Below are 15,138 nucleotides of genomic sequence, written 5' to 3'. Positions count from 1 at the left end.
GTCTATGCTTATCAAGCAAGAGTTTCAATGGATTGAATCACTATTGCAGCACCTTCCGGGTTATCGAGCGCAATCTCCCACATTATTGATGAAACGGAAGTAAGTCAGGACAAAGCAGCCCCAACCTAAATGCCTGTGATATAAAAAGTGAAGCACATTCATAACAGAGGCAGCGAGTATTGCTTGATATCGACTATCAACCTGCACAAGGGTCTGTCACTCTTCAAAACGCTTATAAAGCCTATGTGCCTCCTCCTCCTCTGAGTCACTGGATACATAGCTTTTGGCAGTTAGATGTTCCCTTCGGCGAGCATTTCTATCGAAGCATGCCCGACAATTGCGTCGACTGGATCATTAATGTTGGAGATATCGACGACAACGTCATCGTCTCGCCCTTTCTTTCCTCAATCGAGTTCCCGCTCTCTGGGCCTGTCAGTTACTTTGGTATCAGATTTCGCGTACTGGCAAATCAAGGTCTCATTCCGCACCCTATCGGGGAGTGGGATGCAGTAACACCTGATACGCGATCCCTCGAACTCGTGTCGCCATCAGTTTTCATGGAGGTGTTTGAAGGTCTTCAACGCACTACCTCGTTTAATGAAAGATGCAAATATGTTGGAACGGCTTTGCTGAGAGAGGTGAAGTACCCTTCGATAGACCGACGCTTGGTTAGCTTCATCCGCTATTGCCTCCACAATACTGAATCTGTTATTCAACTTTCGGATAAGCAATGCGCCGAGTTTGGCGTTTCCGCTAGACAGCTAAGGCGGCTGACACAACTTCATTTGGGGATGTCCCCAAAGTCTTTCTCTAGTGTTTTGAGATTTCAGAAAACAGTTAAACAGCTGACTCAAGAAAACCAAGGCGCATCATCCTGGGCGGCACACTATTACGACCAATCCCACTTTATCCGCGAGTTCAAAAGGTTCTCTGGCCTAACACCACAAGAATTTAAGCGAATGTCCGTTTTATACAATCGTCGGAATCGCCGATAACACATACTCACTTCTGTTCAACACACATTCGTTTTCAGGAGAGAAACTATGATAGAAATTAATGCCATGTTCCCGGTGATGGTGACTTCAGAGCTCGAAGCCGTTAAGCGTTTTTATGAAACCGTTTTTGGGTTCAATGCTGTATTTTATGACGACACATTTTACCTGCATCTTGTCTCCCCTAGCTCTGGCGTTCAGCTTGGCTTTCTAATGCCTGAACATGCCAGCCAACCGACGTTTCTTCATCCTATTATGAATCCGGAAGGATACGTCGTATCTCTGGAAGTCCAAGATGCAGCGAAAGCATATGCGGCCGCGAAAGAGCTGAATTTGCCCATTGCAATGACGCTTAAAGAGGAGATATGGGGGCAAATCCACTTTATGGTTGAAGACCCAGCAGGGATCCGATTGGATATCGTTCAGCATGTACATATGGAAGGCCAATAACGCAGTTGAAAGTGAATGCTTTGAGCGATGATCACTATCTAGCCAAGCGAAATGCAATCTAGCCAGACCGTTTACAGGAATAGCAAAAAGCAGGTATCTCCACTTTTTTCGGTACCTGCTTTTCTCTTCCCCTCCTACCGCGTGACAAAATCAAACAGCTTTTCGTACAATTTCTGGCGACTCACTGTTAGACTTCGCCACCTTTCCAATCTCATTGTGACTGCCCATGACTTTTTCATCGTTGAATCTCTCTCCTGCTTTACTTGCTGCGCTACCTGAAGCGCTCTCGTCCCCAACCCTGATTCAGGAAAAAGCCATTCCAGTCACTTTGAAAGGCAGCGATGTGATTGCCCTTGCACAAACAGGTAGCAGCAAGACGCTGGCATTTTTGAGCGTTACATAGCAGCTTACTCAACCAAAGCAACAGCTTCACTGATTAGCCTACCGAGTCCATCCCAATCGCCCTCTTTCATCAGCGACCCTGGTACCATCCAGGTTCCACCGCAACAAACCACGCGGTCAATACTTAGATAATCTTTGACGTTTTTGGGGCTGATCCCACCTGTTGGCATCATCTGAATATCACGGTAAGGCGCTAACAGCGCTTTCACCATCGCAACACCCCCTGAGGCTTCGGCAGGGAAAAACTTCACAAAGTTCATTCCCAGTTCCAGTGCCTGTTCAATTTGGCTTGGGTTGTTGACCCCTGACACCATAGGAAGACCAATCTCCTGACAGTGTTTCACCGTATTCGGGTTTAAGCCCGGTGCAACCGCAAACATGGCGCCCGCGGCCAGCGCGTCATCCGCCTGTTTTGTGGTAAGCACAGTGCCTGCGCCCACCAGCAAATCTGGCTGGCTTTCACGCATAATTTTGATGGCTTCGGCTGCCACATCAGTGCGGAAGGTGACTTCGGCTACCGGAAGGCCATTTTCTACCAGCGCTTTTGCTAAAGGCTCCGCATGTTTGATGTCATCAATTTGAATAACCGGTACGACTTTATATTTCGCCAGTTCATTAAAGATTGTTGTGCTCACAGGTGGGCTCCTGAAAATGTCCTGTTTATGTTGATTCGAATACTGATGTATCTGGCATGGCGGATTTTTCTATCACCGCACCGGGATACTGAATGACTGTAGCGGCTAATTTGTGTGCCAGCGCGACCCGTCTCTGGATTGGCCATTGCTTGATATATCCTGCCAGATAGCCAGCAGCAAATGAGTCTCCCGCCGCACAGGTATCAACCACACGCTCGACGCTTTCACCCGCAATGGAAAACTGCTGGGGTTCTGCGCTCTGCAAATCCGTCACGACTGAGCAGGGTTCAGCGCCACGCTTGATCACCACTTCCTGACAGCCAAAAGCTTGGCAGCGGGTTGCTATGTCCTGATCCCCCCAAACCGCTTCGTCATCATCTTGAGTGATCAGCGCCAGATCGGTTACACGCAAACACTCGCCATACCAGTCCTGAACTTCTCCACACTGCCAAAGCCGGGGGCGATAGTTGTTATCAAACACTATGGTTGCACCCTGACGCCGGGCTTCGTGGATGAGTGACAGAAGTTTATTTCGACCTTCAATGGGTAGAATAGCAACGCTGATACCGCTGAAGTACAGCAGGTCCAACCCTTCACCTTTGATGATTTTCTCAAGCGGAGAAATATCTTCAAAATAGCGTTTAGCAGCACTGTCACTGCGCCAATAGTGAAACGTACGTTCACCCTGAGGGTCTGTTTCCACGAGATATAAACCCGGCATTTTTCCGGGTAGACGTGAAACCAGTCCGGTCGCAATCCCTTCACTCTGCCAGTTTTGCTGCATCTCATCGCTAATGGCGTCTTCACCGAGTGCAGTAGCGTAGCTGACTGTCACTTGATCCTTTGACAATAGGCGGCTTAGGTAGAGCGCAGTATTGAGGGTATCGCCGCCGTAGGATCGCGAAAGTGGCTCCCCACTGAGCTCCACCATACATTCACCCACCAGTGCAACGTGATAACTTTGCTTATTCATTTCCATTGACTCGGCACGGTATCAGGTCAGGCGCGATCTGCTCGGTAGCAGGTCACATCGACTTCGACTTTCACATCTACCACCAGATCACACACCATACAGATACGTGCAGGAGGATGTTCACCAAAGAACTCTCTAAAGACTTTATTGAAAGACTGGAAATAGCGCGAGTCTGTCAGTACCACTTTCACGTGCACCACATCAGCCAGTGTGTAACCCGCCTCTTCCATGATGTCGACACAGTTCTGAATAGCCAAACGGGATTGGTCAACAATACCGCCTTCCACCACTTCGCCATCTATCATCGGGGTTTGGCCGGACACATAAAGAAAACCACCCGCTTCAGTCGCGCGGGAAAAAGGCAGATGTTGCCCACCAGTACCCGTGCCGCCTTCTGCGCCATATCTTTTAATTGTCATGAATTCATCTCCATTATTTGGTTGTTAGCGGGTTCGGTAATTTTGCGCCGCAGAAAACGGCCATGTCGTCCCTGAACCCCTGTTGATAGTTGGTAACTGATTTTTCCGTTGACCCAGACAGTCTGAATGCCTTTTGCAACCTGCTTGGGTTGATGAAAATTGGCGGTATCAATAATTTCGTCCGGGTTGAATAACACCAAATCAGCAAAGTAACCCACTTTGATTTCGCCACGTTTGGTGAGATTGAAACGCTGCGCTGACAAGCTTGTCATTTTGTGAATGGCCGTCGAGAGCGGAAACAGTTTCCGCTCTCGGCAGTAATAGCCAAGAACTCTGGGAAACGCCCCCCACAATCGAGGGTGAGGGTGAGGATCATTTGGCAGCCCATCCGAACCAATCATGGTGAGAGGGTACTGAAGAACGCGTTCCACATCTTGAGCATCCATGTTGTGGTATACCGCGCCTGCAGGCTGAAGCTTCTTGGCAGTTTCCATCAGGCTGAGATTGAGATCATCAGCAATGTGGGAGAGCATCTGCCCTGCCAATTCAGGATGAGGATCAGACCAGGTGATAAAGATGGGATATTCATCAGTCACCTGCTTTAAATCAAGCGTGGAGGAGCTGGCCGTGTAGGGATAACAGTCACAGCCGACATCCTGTGATTGGCGAGCCTTATCCATTTTTTTCAGGACTTCAACGGTGCGTCCCCAGTTGCCAGCGCCTGCACACTTAAGGTGAGAAATCACCACTGGGACTTTGGCTGCCATGCCAACACGGAAAGCTTCATCCATGGCATCCAAAATACCTTCAAACTCAGTGCGCAGGTGAGTCGTGTAGATAGCATTGAACCGCGAAAGCTCTTGCGTTAACGCCAGTACTTCGCTTTCTTCACAGCTCTTGGCACTGGCATAGGCAAGGCCAGTGCTTAACCCCAGGGCTCCTTCCTCAAGCGCTTGCTCAAGCGCTTTTCTCATCGCCTCAATTTCCTCTGTTGTGGCGGTACGGTAAAGGTCATCCATCACGTTGTTTCGCAACGTGGTATGTCCCACTAATGCCGCCACGTTCACCGCAGGTTGGGCGTGATTAACTGCCTCAACATAGCTGGCAAACGTTGGATACTTGAAGTCTTTTTGTTCCCCGAGCAGATTCATCGGATCGGGTGGTGCTGCTTTCAGTACTGCCGGAGATGCACTGATCCCGCAGTTGCCCACAATCGTTGTCGTCACACCCTGAGAGATCTTGGGCACACACTCAGGCATACGGATCACATTGGTGTCATCATGCGTATGCACATCAATAAAGCCGGGACTGAGTACCAGACCGCGAGCATTGACGATCACGTCTGCGTTGGAAGTATCAAGCTGGCCTATCGCCACAATTTCATCATCAATGATCGCCACGTCAGCCACATAAGGAGGCTGGTTCTGGCCATCAATGATCGTCGCACCCTTAATTACACTGTCGTATCTCATAGTGGTCTCATTGTTTGGCCTCAGTCTCCCAAAGGTTGCCTGTCTCCGCCGCCCCGGTAAGAATCTAACGCCAGTTTTAGTCTTCTGAGCTTGTCACGCGAACGTCGTTTGTGAGTGACGGCCAACTGCATGGAAATCACGTCCACCAGCGCCAACATCGCGTAACGGGAAGCCGAAGGTTTATAAATAAAATCCGTTTCCTGAGTCGTAATCGGCAACACCAAATCGCCTATCTCTGCCAGTGGCGAATCCGCCTGGGTGATAGCAATCACCTTGAGGTCGTATTTTTTAGCTAACTGCGCGGCATCCAGAATGCCGGGCGTATACCCCGTCGTTGACATGATCACCATGACATCACTGCTGTCTGCTGTTGCCGCCACCATGCGCGTCAGCAATCCATCGTGATAGGCGGTAATGGCATAACCCAAACGAAAAAGTCTGTGCTGTAGTTCCTGGGAAATCATGGTGGAGCCGCCACCCATGCCAACACTGATGATCTGTCTGGCTCCGTGCAGCCAGTTCACGGCTTTCTCGATGTCTTTTTCATCCAGCAGCTTACGATTAGCATCCATCGACTGTTTCACGGACTCATAAACCCCCTGAATCCCAGTCTGCTCCACCGGATCAATGATGAACCTTTGACCAACAGCAAGGGACTGAGCCAGCTTCATCTTCAAATCACGCACGTTTTTGCAGCCAACAGCCTTGGCAAAGCGAGTAATGGTGGCTTCGCTGACCTGCGCTTCTTCTGCCAGTTCGGTGATGCTTGCGCTCGCCGCACCCGCCAGATTATCCATAACGCACTTAGCCACTTTCTTTTCAGCATCTCGCAAAGCGTCAAAGCGCTGTGATATCTGCGAAAGGATGTCTACTTCCATCGTCATTCCGATTACCTCGAGCAATATCCTAGCGATTGGCACGTGTCGAGAAAGTGATTACACGCACAATAACATCGCATTTGTTTGATAGTTTCCAACATGGAGAAAATTATATATCATCCAAAACCCACGCACCACCATAGCTCAACGGCATGTTAAGAGGATGAGGTTATGTCGGAAATAAAGAGTTTTTTTGATAGTTATTATCACACCTTGGACACGCTCTCTTTTGAAAAAGGGGCAAAAGGCGTTCCATTGAGGACAAAGCCTGAAGGCAAATACTCCCTCTTTACCGACATTCCTTTACCCGCTGCTGTCGTTTCAGAAACAGCCATCACGCACAATGCCCATTGGATGCAGCGCTTTGCCAATCAAAGCGAGGTATTGCTCGCCCCGCACGGCAAAACCACGATGTCTCCCCAGCTGTTTAAGGCCCAAATAGAACAGGGGGCATGGGGGCTGACACTCGCCACCCCCGCTCAGGCACAAGTGGCTGCGGAAGCGGGAGCCAAGCGAATTATTCTGGCTAATCAAATCGTTGGATTAGCAAACATCAATGCCGTGTTGGATATCATCGAACACTATCGCATTGAGATATATCCGTGTATCGACAGCCAATATCTGGCAGAACAGTGGCAGTCGGCTGCGAATGCCAGAAATCTGCAGGTCACAATGTTGGTGGAATTAGGTGTACCAGGTGGCCGTTGTGGATGCCGCACCCACGAGCAGGTAAAAGCGTTGGCAGAATACATCGCCCACTCTTCCCATCTTCAGTTTGCGGGTATTGAGTTTTATGAAGGTGTGATTCATGCAGAACATGAAAGCGATGATGTAGAACCTGCAGTCAGGGAGTTTATATCTGGGGCAGTGACACTAGCAGAATCCCTCATTCCCCTTTCTGCGCTTGATAAGCCTATTGTGACCGGTGCAGGGTCGGCGTGGTATGACGTGGTAGCAGAAGCGTTTACCGGGAAGACAAGGCTGACGACCATTATTCGTCCTGGCTGTTATCTCATCCATGATGATGGGATCTATCTGGAGGCCCAAAACGCCGTCATGGAAAGGGCTCAACGGGACGGAAGCACAGCCTGTCGTTTGGATGGGGATTTGGTTTCCGCACTGACCCTGTATGCCCACGTCATTTCAGTACCAGAGAAAGATAAAGCTATTATCGGGTTAGGTAAGCGCGACGTTGCGTTTGATGCCGGTCTACCTAGAGCAATAAGACTTTATCGGGATGGTCAACCACTGCCTCTCCCTGAGCTCACATCGACAGATATTATGGATCAACACCTCTTCCTCGAAGTCATGCAGGAAGACACGCTACAAGTTGGGGATATATTGGTATTTTCGACCTCCCACCCTTGCCTCACCTTCGACAAATGGCGATATATTGGTGTGGAAACGGAGCCTGACACGATAACTAAGTGGATAACCACTTACTTCTGATATATCGATAACTTACCCATTCGCCAGCTAACAACGGGCTCTGCATATTACGCAGAGTCCGATTGGACAAAGCCAGACAGCATCTGGCTGATCATCTCTCCCCATCAATTATCGGCCGATCAAAAGAACAACGAAGATCACATTTTCGCAGGAAATTCCCCTTAATTCGGCCATGTTATTTTTCGACGCCGGCAGCGCTTTCTTCCCCTTCATCGCTTTAAATTCCATCACTTCGACGATGTTACTTTTTCAGGTTACAAGCAGGCGAAAAAGCCATGAAACAACATAAAAATTAATAAAAACAATCAACTAACATTGCCCACCACCATTTATGTTAGAAACTATCACACATTAATATTTTTGCGATGTACATCACGGCTAAAAACACATTCCAGCATTAAGGTTTTGTTCACTTAGCAATCAACAGTGCCTTCTTTCATGAATAGGGACGCATCATGAAAACCCCTGAATCACTACTTCGAACTATCACAGCCATCAAAGGCCGCTTATATAAAATCAACCAATTTGTCGTCGCTGTTCTCATGATCATACTGATTCTGGATGTCTGGCTCGGCGTGCTGGATCGTTACTGGTTGAAACTCCAGCTTGGGTGGGTGGAAGAGCTCGCCCGTTACATTATGATTTGGGCCATTTTGATGGCAGTTCCCTGTTGCACCGCCAACCGCGAACACATGGGGCTGACTTTTATTGCCGACCGGCTTCCTGACAGGTTGAGGCTTATCCTTCAGGTCACCTTGAGCGCGCTAACCGCCTCCTTTTTTGCCTACATCTGCTATCTGGGCATTACCTTTGCGGAAAAAGGCGCAAGCCAGCTTTCAACGGTATTCGGTATGCCTATGGCCTATGCCTACGCCGCAATTCCCGTCACGTTTGCGCTTGCTGCACTCCAGGCATTTCTGGTGTTTTTAGAAGACCTCTTCGCTGTCTTATCAGGTGAATACCAAACGTCACATCTACCACAGCAGGAGGATATCTAATGGTCGCTTCACTCTTTTTTTTCCTGATGTTTTTGGGTGCTCCGATTGCAATCGCTCTGGGCGTTGCAGGCCTTGTAGGTATGTACGAGATTGGTGGCTCACACTTCACCTCGCTGGCACCCAGCAAGATTTTCAATGGATTAAATATTTTCCCTTTTCTCGCCATGCCATTTTTCATTCTGGCGGGAGAGATCATGAACCACACCGGCATCACCAGCCGTCTGGTATTTTTGGCGCAGGCATTGGTGGGACACTTTAGGGGCGGGCTGGCACATTCGAATATGTTGGCCTCGGTCTTTTTCTCAGGGATAACAGGCTCAGCCACAGCAGACGCTGCTGCTTTTGGGCGCACACTGGTTCCTGCAATGGAAAAGGAAGGCTATACCAAAGATTACGCCTGTGCCGTTACTGCAGCGGGCTCCATTATTGGTCCCACCATTCCACCGTCTGGCATTATGGTCGTCTATGGCTCACTGATGGGTGTGTCGATCGGTGGCCTGTTTGCAACCGGCATCCTGCCCGGGCTCTTGGTATGTTTCGTCTGTATGGCGATCATTGCTTCCATGGGTAAGCGCAAAGGCTTACCGAAAAATCAGCAACGCGCCTCTTTGAGGCAGGTACTGGTGCTGTTTCGTCAATCCGCCCTCGCTTTATTGATGCCTGTGATTATTCTGGGTGGCATTGTTTTCGGTATCGTGACCCCAACAGAAGCCGCCTCTATCGCCGTGGCTTATGCGCTCATCATCGGCACCTTTGTCTATCGCAATCTCTCCTTGAATGCCTTCTATCACATGATAGTGCGAACCGCCCAAATCTCTGGGGTGATTTACCTCATCATTGGTTCGGCTTCCATTTTGGGGTGGTGGCTGAGCTTCAACCAAATTCCACAGATGATTGCAGATTTCTTCATCTCTCTCTCTGACAATCCAAATGTCATCCTGGCGCTGATCATCCTGCTGCTGCTAACCATCGGCATGCTGATGGATATCAACGTCATGCTGGTTATCCTTGCGCCAATTCTGGTTCCATTAACGATGGAAATTGGTCTGGATCCACTTCACGCGGGCATCATCTTTGTCCTCGCACTTAATGTCTCTTTAATGACCCCACCGATAGGTGCCTGTCTGTTTGTCCTGTCCTCAGTGACAGGGGCAAAGATTGAAGGGATTTCCAAAGAGTTAATGCCGTTTCTCATCGGCCAACTGCTCTTACTGTTCTTTATCGCTTATTCACCCGACGTGGTGCTGTACATACCCAGATTGCTTGGCTACTAGCCCTCGCAACCATTCAATGGGTTTTCGTTTCTACGAATGCTCATGGAAGCAAACATAACAATGGAGTGATTATGAAACACATCAACAAATCTCTTGTCGCCGCAGCACTTGCTGCCAGCCTTCTGTCCGCACCGTTTGCCATGGCAGAAAAGGTGCTCCGTATCGGGCATGACAATAAAGCGGACATCATGGAAAACCCGGCACACGCATTCACTGGCGTATTTAAAAACATTGTTGAAACTGCCACCAATGGTGAAATCAAAGTGCAGGTTTTCCCTAGTAACCAGCTAGGTTCTGCAAAAGAGCACATCCAGATGGTGCGTGATGGTCAATTGCAGGGCACGTTAGCGCCTGTCGGGCCTCTCGCTGGTTACTACCCACGTATCGGTGTACTTGACGTACCTTTTGCATTCTCAAGCAACGCAGCCACCTATGAAGTGTTTGACGGCAAGTTCGGCCAAACACTGGCGAGAGATATTGAAGGTGAGCTGAAAGACGTCAAAGTACTAGGCTTCCCTGATACCGGCGGCTTCTTTTCCGTCACCAACTCCAAGCGCCCTCTTGAGTCACTGGAGGATTTTAAAGGGTTACGTATCCGTACTATGACCTTGCCGACCCACCAGAAGATCATTCAGTCTTTGGGTGCAGAAGCTTATCCACTGGCTTGGGGTGAAGTTTACTCCTCACTGCAAACCGGCGTGATTGATGGTCAAATGAACCCAATCCCGACAGTGTCATTTGCCAAATTCAATGAAGTGCAGGGTTACCTGACGCTCACCAATCACCTGTTTGCCCCATACACCTTTATGATCAACAAAGATTTCTATGACGGACTCACACCGGAGCAACAGGCCATTGTGTCTGATGCGGTAGAAATTGCCCTGAGCTCAAACCGGGGACTGGCGAGACTGATTGAAGCCTCCAATGACCGTGGTCTGGATGGCCTGAAAGCGAAAATGAAAGTGAATGCCTTGAGTGATGATCAACGTCAGGCTATGCGCAATGCGACCCAGCCAGGCGTGATTGAATACATTAAAGAAACCCATGGCGATAAAGGCACTGAACTCCTAGAACTGTTCCTCGCCGAAGTTGATAAAGCCAACCAGAGCGTCTATCTGCAATAGCATGACCACAAAGCAGGCATACTCACTTCTTCCGATGCCTGCTTTTCTCTTTTCCCACTGTCTGTGCAAAAAAATCAAACCGCTTTTCGTACAATTTTCATAGACTGGCTGGTAGACTTCGCCACCTTTTCCATCACATTGTGACTGCCCATGACTTTTTCATCGTTGAACCTCTCTCCTGCTTTGCTGGCTGCACTGCCTGAAGCGCTCTCTTCCCCAACCCTGATTCAGGAAAAAGCCATTCCAGTCACACTGAAAGGCAGCGATGTGATTGCACTAGCGCAAACAGGTAGCGGCAAGACGCTGGCATTCAGTCTGCCAATGCTTGATCGCACCAATCCAAGCCAGAAAGACATTCAGGCTTTGGTGCTGGTTCCAACACGCGAACTGGCCGCTCAGGTCATCAAAGCGATTGATGAAATAGCCACACCCATGGGCATCAAGACCGTGATGCTTTGTGGCGGCGTCGCGCCTGAAAACCAGCTCAAAGAGCTGGCGGACAAACCACAACTTATCGTGGCAACGCCAGGTCGCCTGCTTGATTTCATCGACAAAGAAGAAGTCTCGCTCCACGCCTTGAAGCTCTGGGCGCTTGATGAAGCAGACCGTCTGTTGGAAATGGGTTTCTGGCCTGACGTTCAGCGCCTGATTTCTGCGCTGCCAGCGAAGCGACAAACTCTCCTGTTTTCAGCCACTATGCCGCAAGCACTGGAGTCTGCCGCCGCGTCTATGCTCTTTAAGCCTGTGCGAATAGAAGCACACCAGAAAAACAGTGTGGTGGAAGAGATTGAAGAACGCCTTTATCTCGTCAACAAAGGCAGTAAAGCGCAGGCGTTGATTTCGCTGATCAAACAACATGGCTGGAAGCAGGTATTGGTGTTTGTCGGTGAACGCGGTAATGCCGATGCTCTGGCGAAGAAACTCACCAAAGCTGGAATGTCAGTGGCGGCGCTTCATGGCGATAAAGATCAAACGGCACGCGAACAAACTCTGGCCGCTTTTAAAGCCAAGAAAGTGAACGTTCTGGTTTCTACTGACCTGCTTTCCCGCGGCATTCATATCGACGCGCTGCCTGTGGTGATCAATGCTGATTTACCACCGAACGCGCCTGTCTATGTTCACCGCGTTGGCCGTACCGCCCGTGCTGGCGAAAATGGTCTGGCGCTCTCTTTGGTTTGCCATGGCGAAACTGATGCCCTGAACGCTATTCGCAAATTAACAGGAAGACCATTGGAACTGCTTTCGCTTGAAGGATTCCCAGTGACTGACCAACCTGCAACAGAAGGCATCAACAGCGAGCGCAAACGTCCGCCTCGCGACAAGAAAGCCAACCGTCGCAGCAACAGCAAGCGCTCCATCAAACAATTCAAACCGAAAACGCGGAGCTAGATTTGCTTCCACGTCTATCCCCAAGCAGATAGTACGGTCTTAAACAGAAAGCACTCACTTAGTCGCATTTTGGCACGCCATCTCACAGAGCACCGATAAAACGGTGCTATAAAGCCCCTTCCTTCCATGCTGGCAAGACTACAAAAAGTGTTTTTGTGCGGCACCTCGGCATTAATTGGAAACTTGATAAAACACATGATAGTTCGGGAATATTCGGAAAACGATTGGTCTCGCCTTTGCGAGATTCATGACTTGGCTCGCCTGGATGAGCTTCGAGGGGCATCACTTGAAGATGCTTTCATACCACTGGAAATCGCTGCAAAAAACGAAGACCTCTTTGATTATCGCCTACTGGTTGCAGAGGATAATGATCAGGTTGTCGGGTTTATCGCACATGATGATGAAGAGATCGCGTGGTTGTACGTTGATCCCACAGCTTATCGTCGTGGTGTCGGCAAAGCATTGGTCAATGCCGTGATTGGCTCACCTGCACGTACTTTCTCAATTGAAGTGTTAAAAGGGAATATTACTGCGCTAAATTTCTATCAATCTGTTGGGTTTATTGAAACAGGTATCGCCAGCGGCCGCATGCCAGGTAATGAAAAGTTCCATGTCACTGTCCATACATTGGATAACGCGAAATCTACCTAACGTGCCAAAAACAAAGCCCGGATAACCGGGCTTTGTTTGGATTAGCAATCAGTCTTGGTATTCAGTCTGATCTTCAGGGCGTAGTTTTAGCTGCACACCCATCAGGAAATTACGCAGGATCTGGTCTTTACACTGACGGTAGTGTTTATTGTCAGGCTTGCGGAAAAAAGCACTCAGTTCATGCTTGCTTAAGCGGAAGTTCGCCAGTTCCAGGATCTCCAAAATATCTTCCGCTTTCAGGTTCAGCGCAATACGCAGCTTCTGAAACACCATGTTGTTGCTCAGATGGGCATCAGGCTGAGGTTGTTCACCGTCGCGTTTACCGCGTTTTAGGTTGATCAAACCGTTCAGAAAAGAAGAAAGCTCGATGCTGTTCATTTGCACGAACGCTTCGTCTTCATCTCTTTTCATCCAAGCCGCCACTTGTTCAAGCGTCACGGTTACATCAGCCAGCGCGAAAATTTCCACAACTTCTTTGTCTTTAAAGTCGAAGGTATAGCGAATGCGGCGCAAGATATCATTATTGGTCAAAGCAGATCCTAGTCTTAGGTGGTCCGGCGTAATCAACACGATTTACCGGAGAGGCGGGGGAGTCTATCAGAGTTCCAGGCTTGCACCTAAGGGAATCATCCCGCGTACAACCCCTGTTTTACAGGAAAAAAAGAGAGCCCAAGTGACCTTGGACTCTCGTTCTTTTGAATCAGTGTCTTGCGACGTTTGAAGGCCTAGATGTAGTAAGCTTCAACCGTGCCTTTCAGTGTGATCAGCAATGGCTGGCCACGACGATCCAGTGCTTTAGGTGAAGGAATTTTGATCCAACCTTCGCTGATGCAGTACTCCTCAACATCAGTACGCTCTTTACCGTTGAAGCGAATGCCGATGTCGTGCTGGAAGCATTCTTCCACAAAGTGTGGGCTACGTGGGTTACCAGAAAGGTGGTCTGGCAGCGCTGGCTTTGAAGTTGTGTCGTTCATTATATTGACCTGATGTCATTTGAAAGTGCGCCATTGTAGAACATAGATGGGCTCTAGCTCAATCGGCATCATTGCACTGATTTCATGTCGCCGAAAATGAATGGTTTGCATCGTGATGGCTGGATCTATTCAATCCAGCACCAACTCTAAGTCGACGAAACTACGTGTTTTACAGAGGCTATCGAGGATCTCTTTCCGTACTATCACCAAATCATCGCTTTTGTGTTTAAACACTTCCGCGGTGAAGCACACGATGATGAGGTAACTACTGCCGACTTTCATCGCCAGTAGTTCTTTGCATTGAATGTCCCTTGCGCTGAGCAGCTGACGAATGGTTGTATCGATTTCACGCTGCTCATCTTCATCTTTAAGGCTACCACCCATTAACTCATGAAACGCGCACCGTATTAGATCAGCAGGCTGTGGCATCATCGCTATCCCCAGCAGCACCACAACAATGGCATCTCCAATGTAATGCAGAAAACCCCACGCCCCCTGAATATCCACGAAGATAATGGCAATCAGCGCAATACCAATTGCCGCAGAAAGTACGCCATCCACCAGCGAAGACTTTGCCTCCGCATCCAGTAACATACTGTTGTATTGCACTTTTTTGTTTTCATTTCGGTAGTAAAACGCCAGTCCCAGACATATCGCCACCATGGCCAGGGTATAAATCATGATCGGCCCTATCACTAGCGGAGGCGTCGGCTCCCCTTCTATGTAGCCAAAGATTTTGCCAATGTTGGTTGTGATAGAAGAGAGCAACACACCAAGGATCATGATGCCTTTGAACAGGGTATACATGGACTCGCCAGCAAATTTTCCAAAAGGAAAGTCGTCCGTCACCAGCGCTTTAACGCGGGTCAGGCGAAGGGCAACAATTGAAGAAAGAAAAAGGATAAAAGAAAGGTTACCGTCCAGTAGCAACGCTTCAGAGCCTGAGAGGTAATAGGTCACCCATCCTGAAAATGCCATCACCAAATTAGCCATAATACTGACTTTCAGTGCCCTTTCTTCAGTGACAATCAACGCAGTGTCTTTCATAAGTGTCCGCC

The 15,138-nt window shown here is 49.0% G+C and carries 17 protein-coding genes; 9 read left to right on the top strand and 8 right to left on the bottom strand.

Going from position 1 to position 15,138, the window contains the following annotated elements:
• Nucleotides 1–179: 179 nt before the first annotated feature.
• The 3 genes from QL223_RS09115 to QL223_RS09105 all read left to right on the top strand — a co-directional run bounded on the left by QL223_RS09115 (nt 180) and on the right by QL223_RS09105 (nt 1,845).
• Entirely contained in the window at nt 180–995 is an 816-nt protein-coding gene (locus QL223_RS09115; protein WP_002536597.1) for a helix-turn-helix domain-containing protein, read from the top strand.
• A 48-nt stretch (nt 996–1,043) separates the two neighbouring features.
• Complete coding sequence (locus tag QL223_RS09110; protein WP_281544543.1) at nt 1,044–1,442, top strand: VOC family protein; 399 nt, start codon at nt 1,044–1,046, stop codon at nt 1,440–1,442.
• 226 nt (nt 1,443–1,668) lie between these two features.
• Nucleotides 1,669–1,845 (top strand): DEAD/DEAH box helicase, encoded by a 177-nt coding sequence (locus QL223_RS09105; RefSeq protein ID WP_002536593.1) that lies wholly within the window; start codon nt 1,669–1,671, stop codon nt 1,843–1,845.
• A 4-nt stretch (nt 1,846–1,849) separates the two neighbouring features.
• Here the strand turns inward: QL223_RS09105 and QL223_RS09100 are convergent, their stop codons facing one another.
• Genes QL223_RS09100 through QL223_RS09080 form a run of 5 tightly spaced genes read right to left on the bottom strand, consistent with a single transcriptional unit; the run spans nt 1,850 to nt 6,227 of the window.
• On the bottom strand, nt 1,850–2,479 hold the full coding sequence (locus QL223_RS09100; protein WP_002536591.1) for a bifunctional 4-hydroxy-2-oxoglutarate aldolase/2-dehydro-3-deoxy-phosphogluconate aldolase: 630 nt from the start codon (nt 2,477–2,479) through the stop codon (nt 1,850–1,852).
• A gap of 25 nt (nt 2,480–2,504) precedes the next feature.
• Nucleotides 2,505–3,458: a sugar kinase gene (locus tag QL223_RS09095; protein ID WP_281544542.1), complete on the bottom strand. Its 954-nt coding sequence runs from the start codon at nt 3,456–3,458 to the stop codon at nt 2,505–2,507.
• A 20-nt stretch (nt 3,459–3,478) separates the two neighbouring features.
• Nucleotides 3,479–3,871: a RidA family protein gene (locus tag QL223_RS09090; RefSeq protein ID WP_002536588.1), complete on the bottom strand. Its 393-nt coding sequence runs from the start codon at nt 3,869–3,871 to the stop codon at nt 3,479–3,481.
• Complete coding sequence (locus tag QL223_RS09085; RefSeq protein ID WP_281544541.1) at nt 3,868–5,343, bottom strand: D-aminoacylase; 1,476 nt, start codon at nt 5,341–5,343, stop codon at nt 3,868–3,870. The genes QL223_RS09090 and QL223_RS09085 overlap by 4 nt, the downstream gene beginning before the upstream one ends.
• 20 nt (nt 5,344–5,363) lie before the next feature.
• Nucleotides 5,364–6,227 (bottom strand): MurR/RpiR family transcriptional regulator, encoded by an 864-nt coding sequence (locus QL223_RS09080; RefSeq protein ID WP_281544540.1) that lies wholly within the window; start codon nt 6,225–6,227, stop codon nt 5,364–5,366.
• 165 nt (nt 6,228–6,392) lie between these two features.
• On the opposite strand from QL223_RS09080, the gene QL223_RS09075 reads away from it, so the two are divergent.
• From QL223_RS09075 to QL223_RS09050, 6 genes are all read left to right on the top strand, one after another.
• A complete protein-coding gene (locus QL223_RS09075; protein ID WP_281544539.1) occupies nt 6,393–7,670 on the top strand; it encodes an amino acid deaminase in 1,278 nt (425 codons plus the stop codon).
• Nucleotides 7,671–8,125: 455 nt separating this feature from the next.
• A complete protein-coding gene (locus tag QL223_RS09070; protein ID WP_281544538.1) occupies nt 8,126–8,668 on the top strand; it encodes a TRAP transporter small permease in 543 nt (180 codons plus the stop codon).
• Nucleotides 8,668–9,942, top strand: coding sequence for a TRAP transporter large permease (locus QL223_RS09065; protein WP_281544537.1), 1,275 nt, complete (start codon nt 8,668–8,670; stop codon nt 9,940–9,942). Before QL223_RS09070 ends, QL223_RS09065 begins: the two co-directional genes overlap by 1 nt.
• 71 nt (nt 9,943–10,013) lie before the next feature.
• Nucleotides 10,014–11,066 (top strand): DctP family TRAP transporter solute-binding subunit, encoded by a 1,053-nt coding sequence (locus tag QL223_RS09060; protein WP_002536580.1) that lies wholly within the window; start codon nt 10,014–10,016, stop codon nt 11,064–11,066.
• 150 nt (nt 11,067–11,216) lie between these two features.
• Complete coding sequence (locus QL223_RS09055) at nt 11,217–12,455, top strand: DEAD/DEAH box helicase (protein WP_281544536.1); 1,239 nt, start codon at nt 11,217–11,219, stop codon at nt 12,453–12,455.
• A 195-nt stretch (nt 12,456–12,650) separates the two neighbouring features.
• On the top strand, nt 12,651–13,106 hold the full coding sequence (locus QL223_RS09050) for a GNAT family N-acetyltransferase (RefSeq protein WP_039849623.1): 456 nt from the start codon (nt 12,651–12,653) through the stop codon (nt 13,104–13,106).
• 48 nt (nt 13,107–13,154) lie between these two features.
• On the opposite strand, the gene QL223_RS09045 is transcribed toward QL223_RS09050, so the two are convergent.
• The 3 genes from QL223_RS09045 to QL223_RS09035 form a co-directional block, all read right to left on the bottom strand.
• Nucleotides 13,155–13,637, bottom strand: coding sequence for a DUF1456 family protein (locus QL223_RS09045; protein ID WP_002536577.1), 483 nt, complete (start codon nt 13,635–13,637; stop codon nt 13,155–13,157).
• 194 nt (nt 13,638–13,831) lie between these two features.
• Entirely contained in the window at nt 13,832–14,080 is a 249-nt protein-coding gene (locus QL223_RS09040) for a DUF3297 family protein (protein ID WP_002536576.1), read from the bottom strand.
• Between the two features lie 129 nt (nt 14,081–14,209).
• Complete coding sequence (locus QL223_RS09035; RefSeq protein WP_281544535.1) at nt 14,210–15,127, bottom strand: cation transporter; 918 nt, start codon at nt 15,125–15,127, stop codon at nt 14,210–14,212.
• Nucleotides 15,128–15,138: the final 11 nt, after the last annotated feature.

The organism is Grimontia sp. SpTr1 (assembly GCF_947387585.1).
GTDB lineage: Bacteria > Pseudomonadota > Gammaproteobacteria > Enterobacterales > Vibrionaceae > Enterovibrio > Enterovibrio indicus.
The sequence above is the reverse complement of the archived record's forward strand: the minus strand, read 5'-3'. Positions and strand labels throughout refer to the sequence as shown.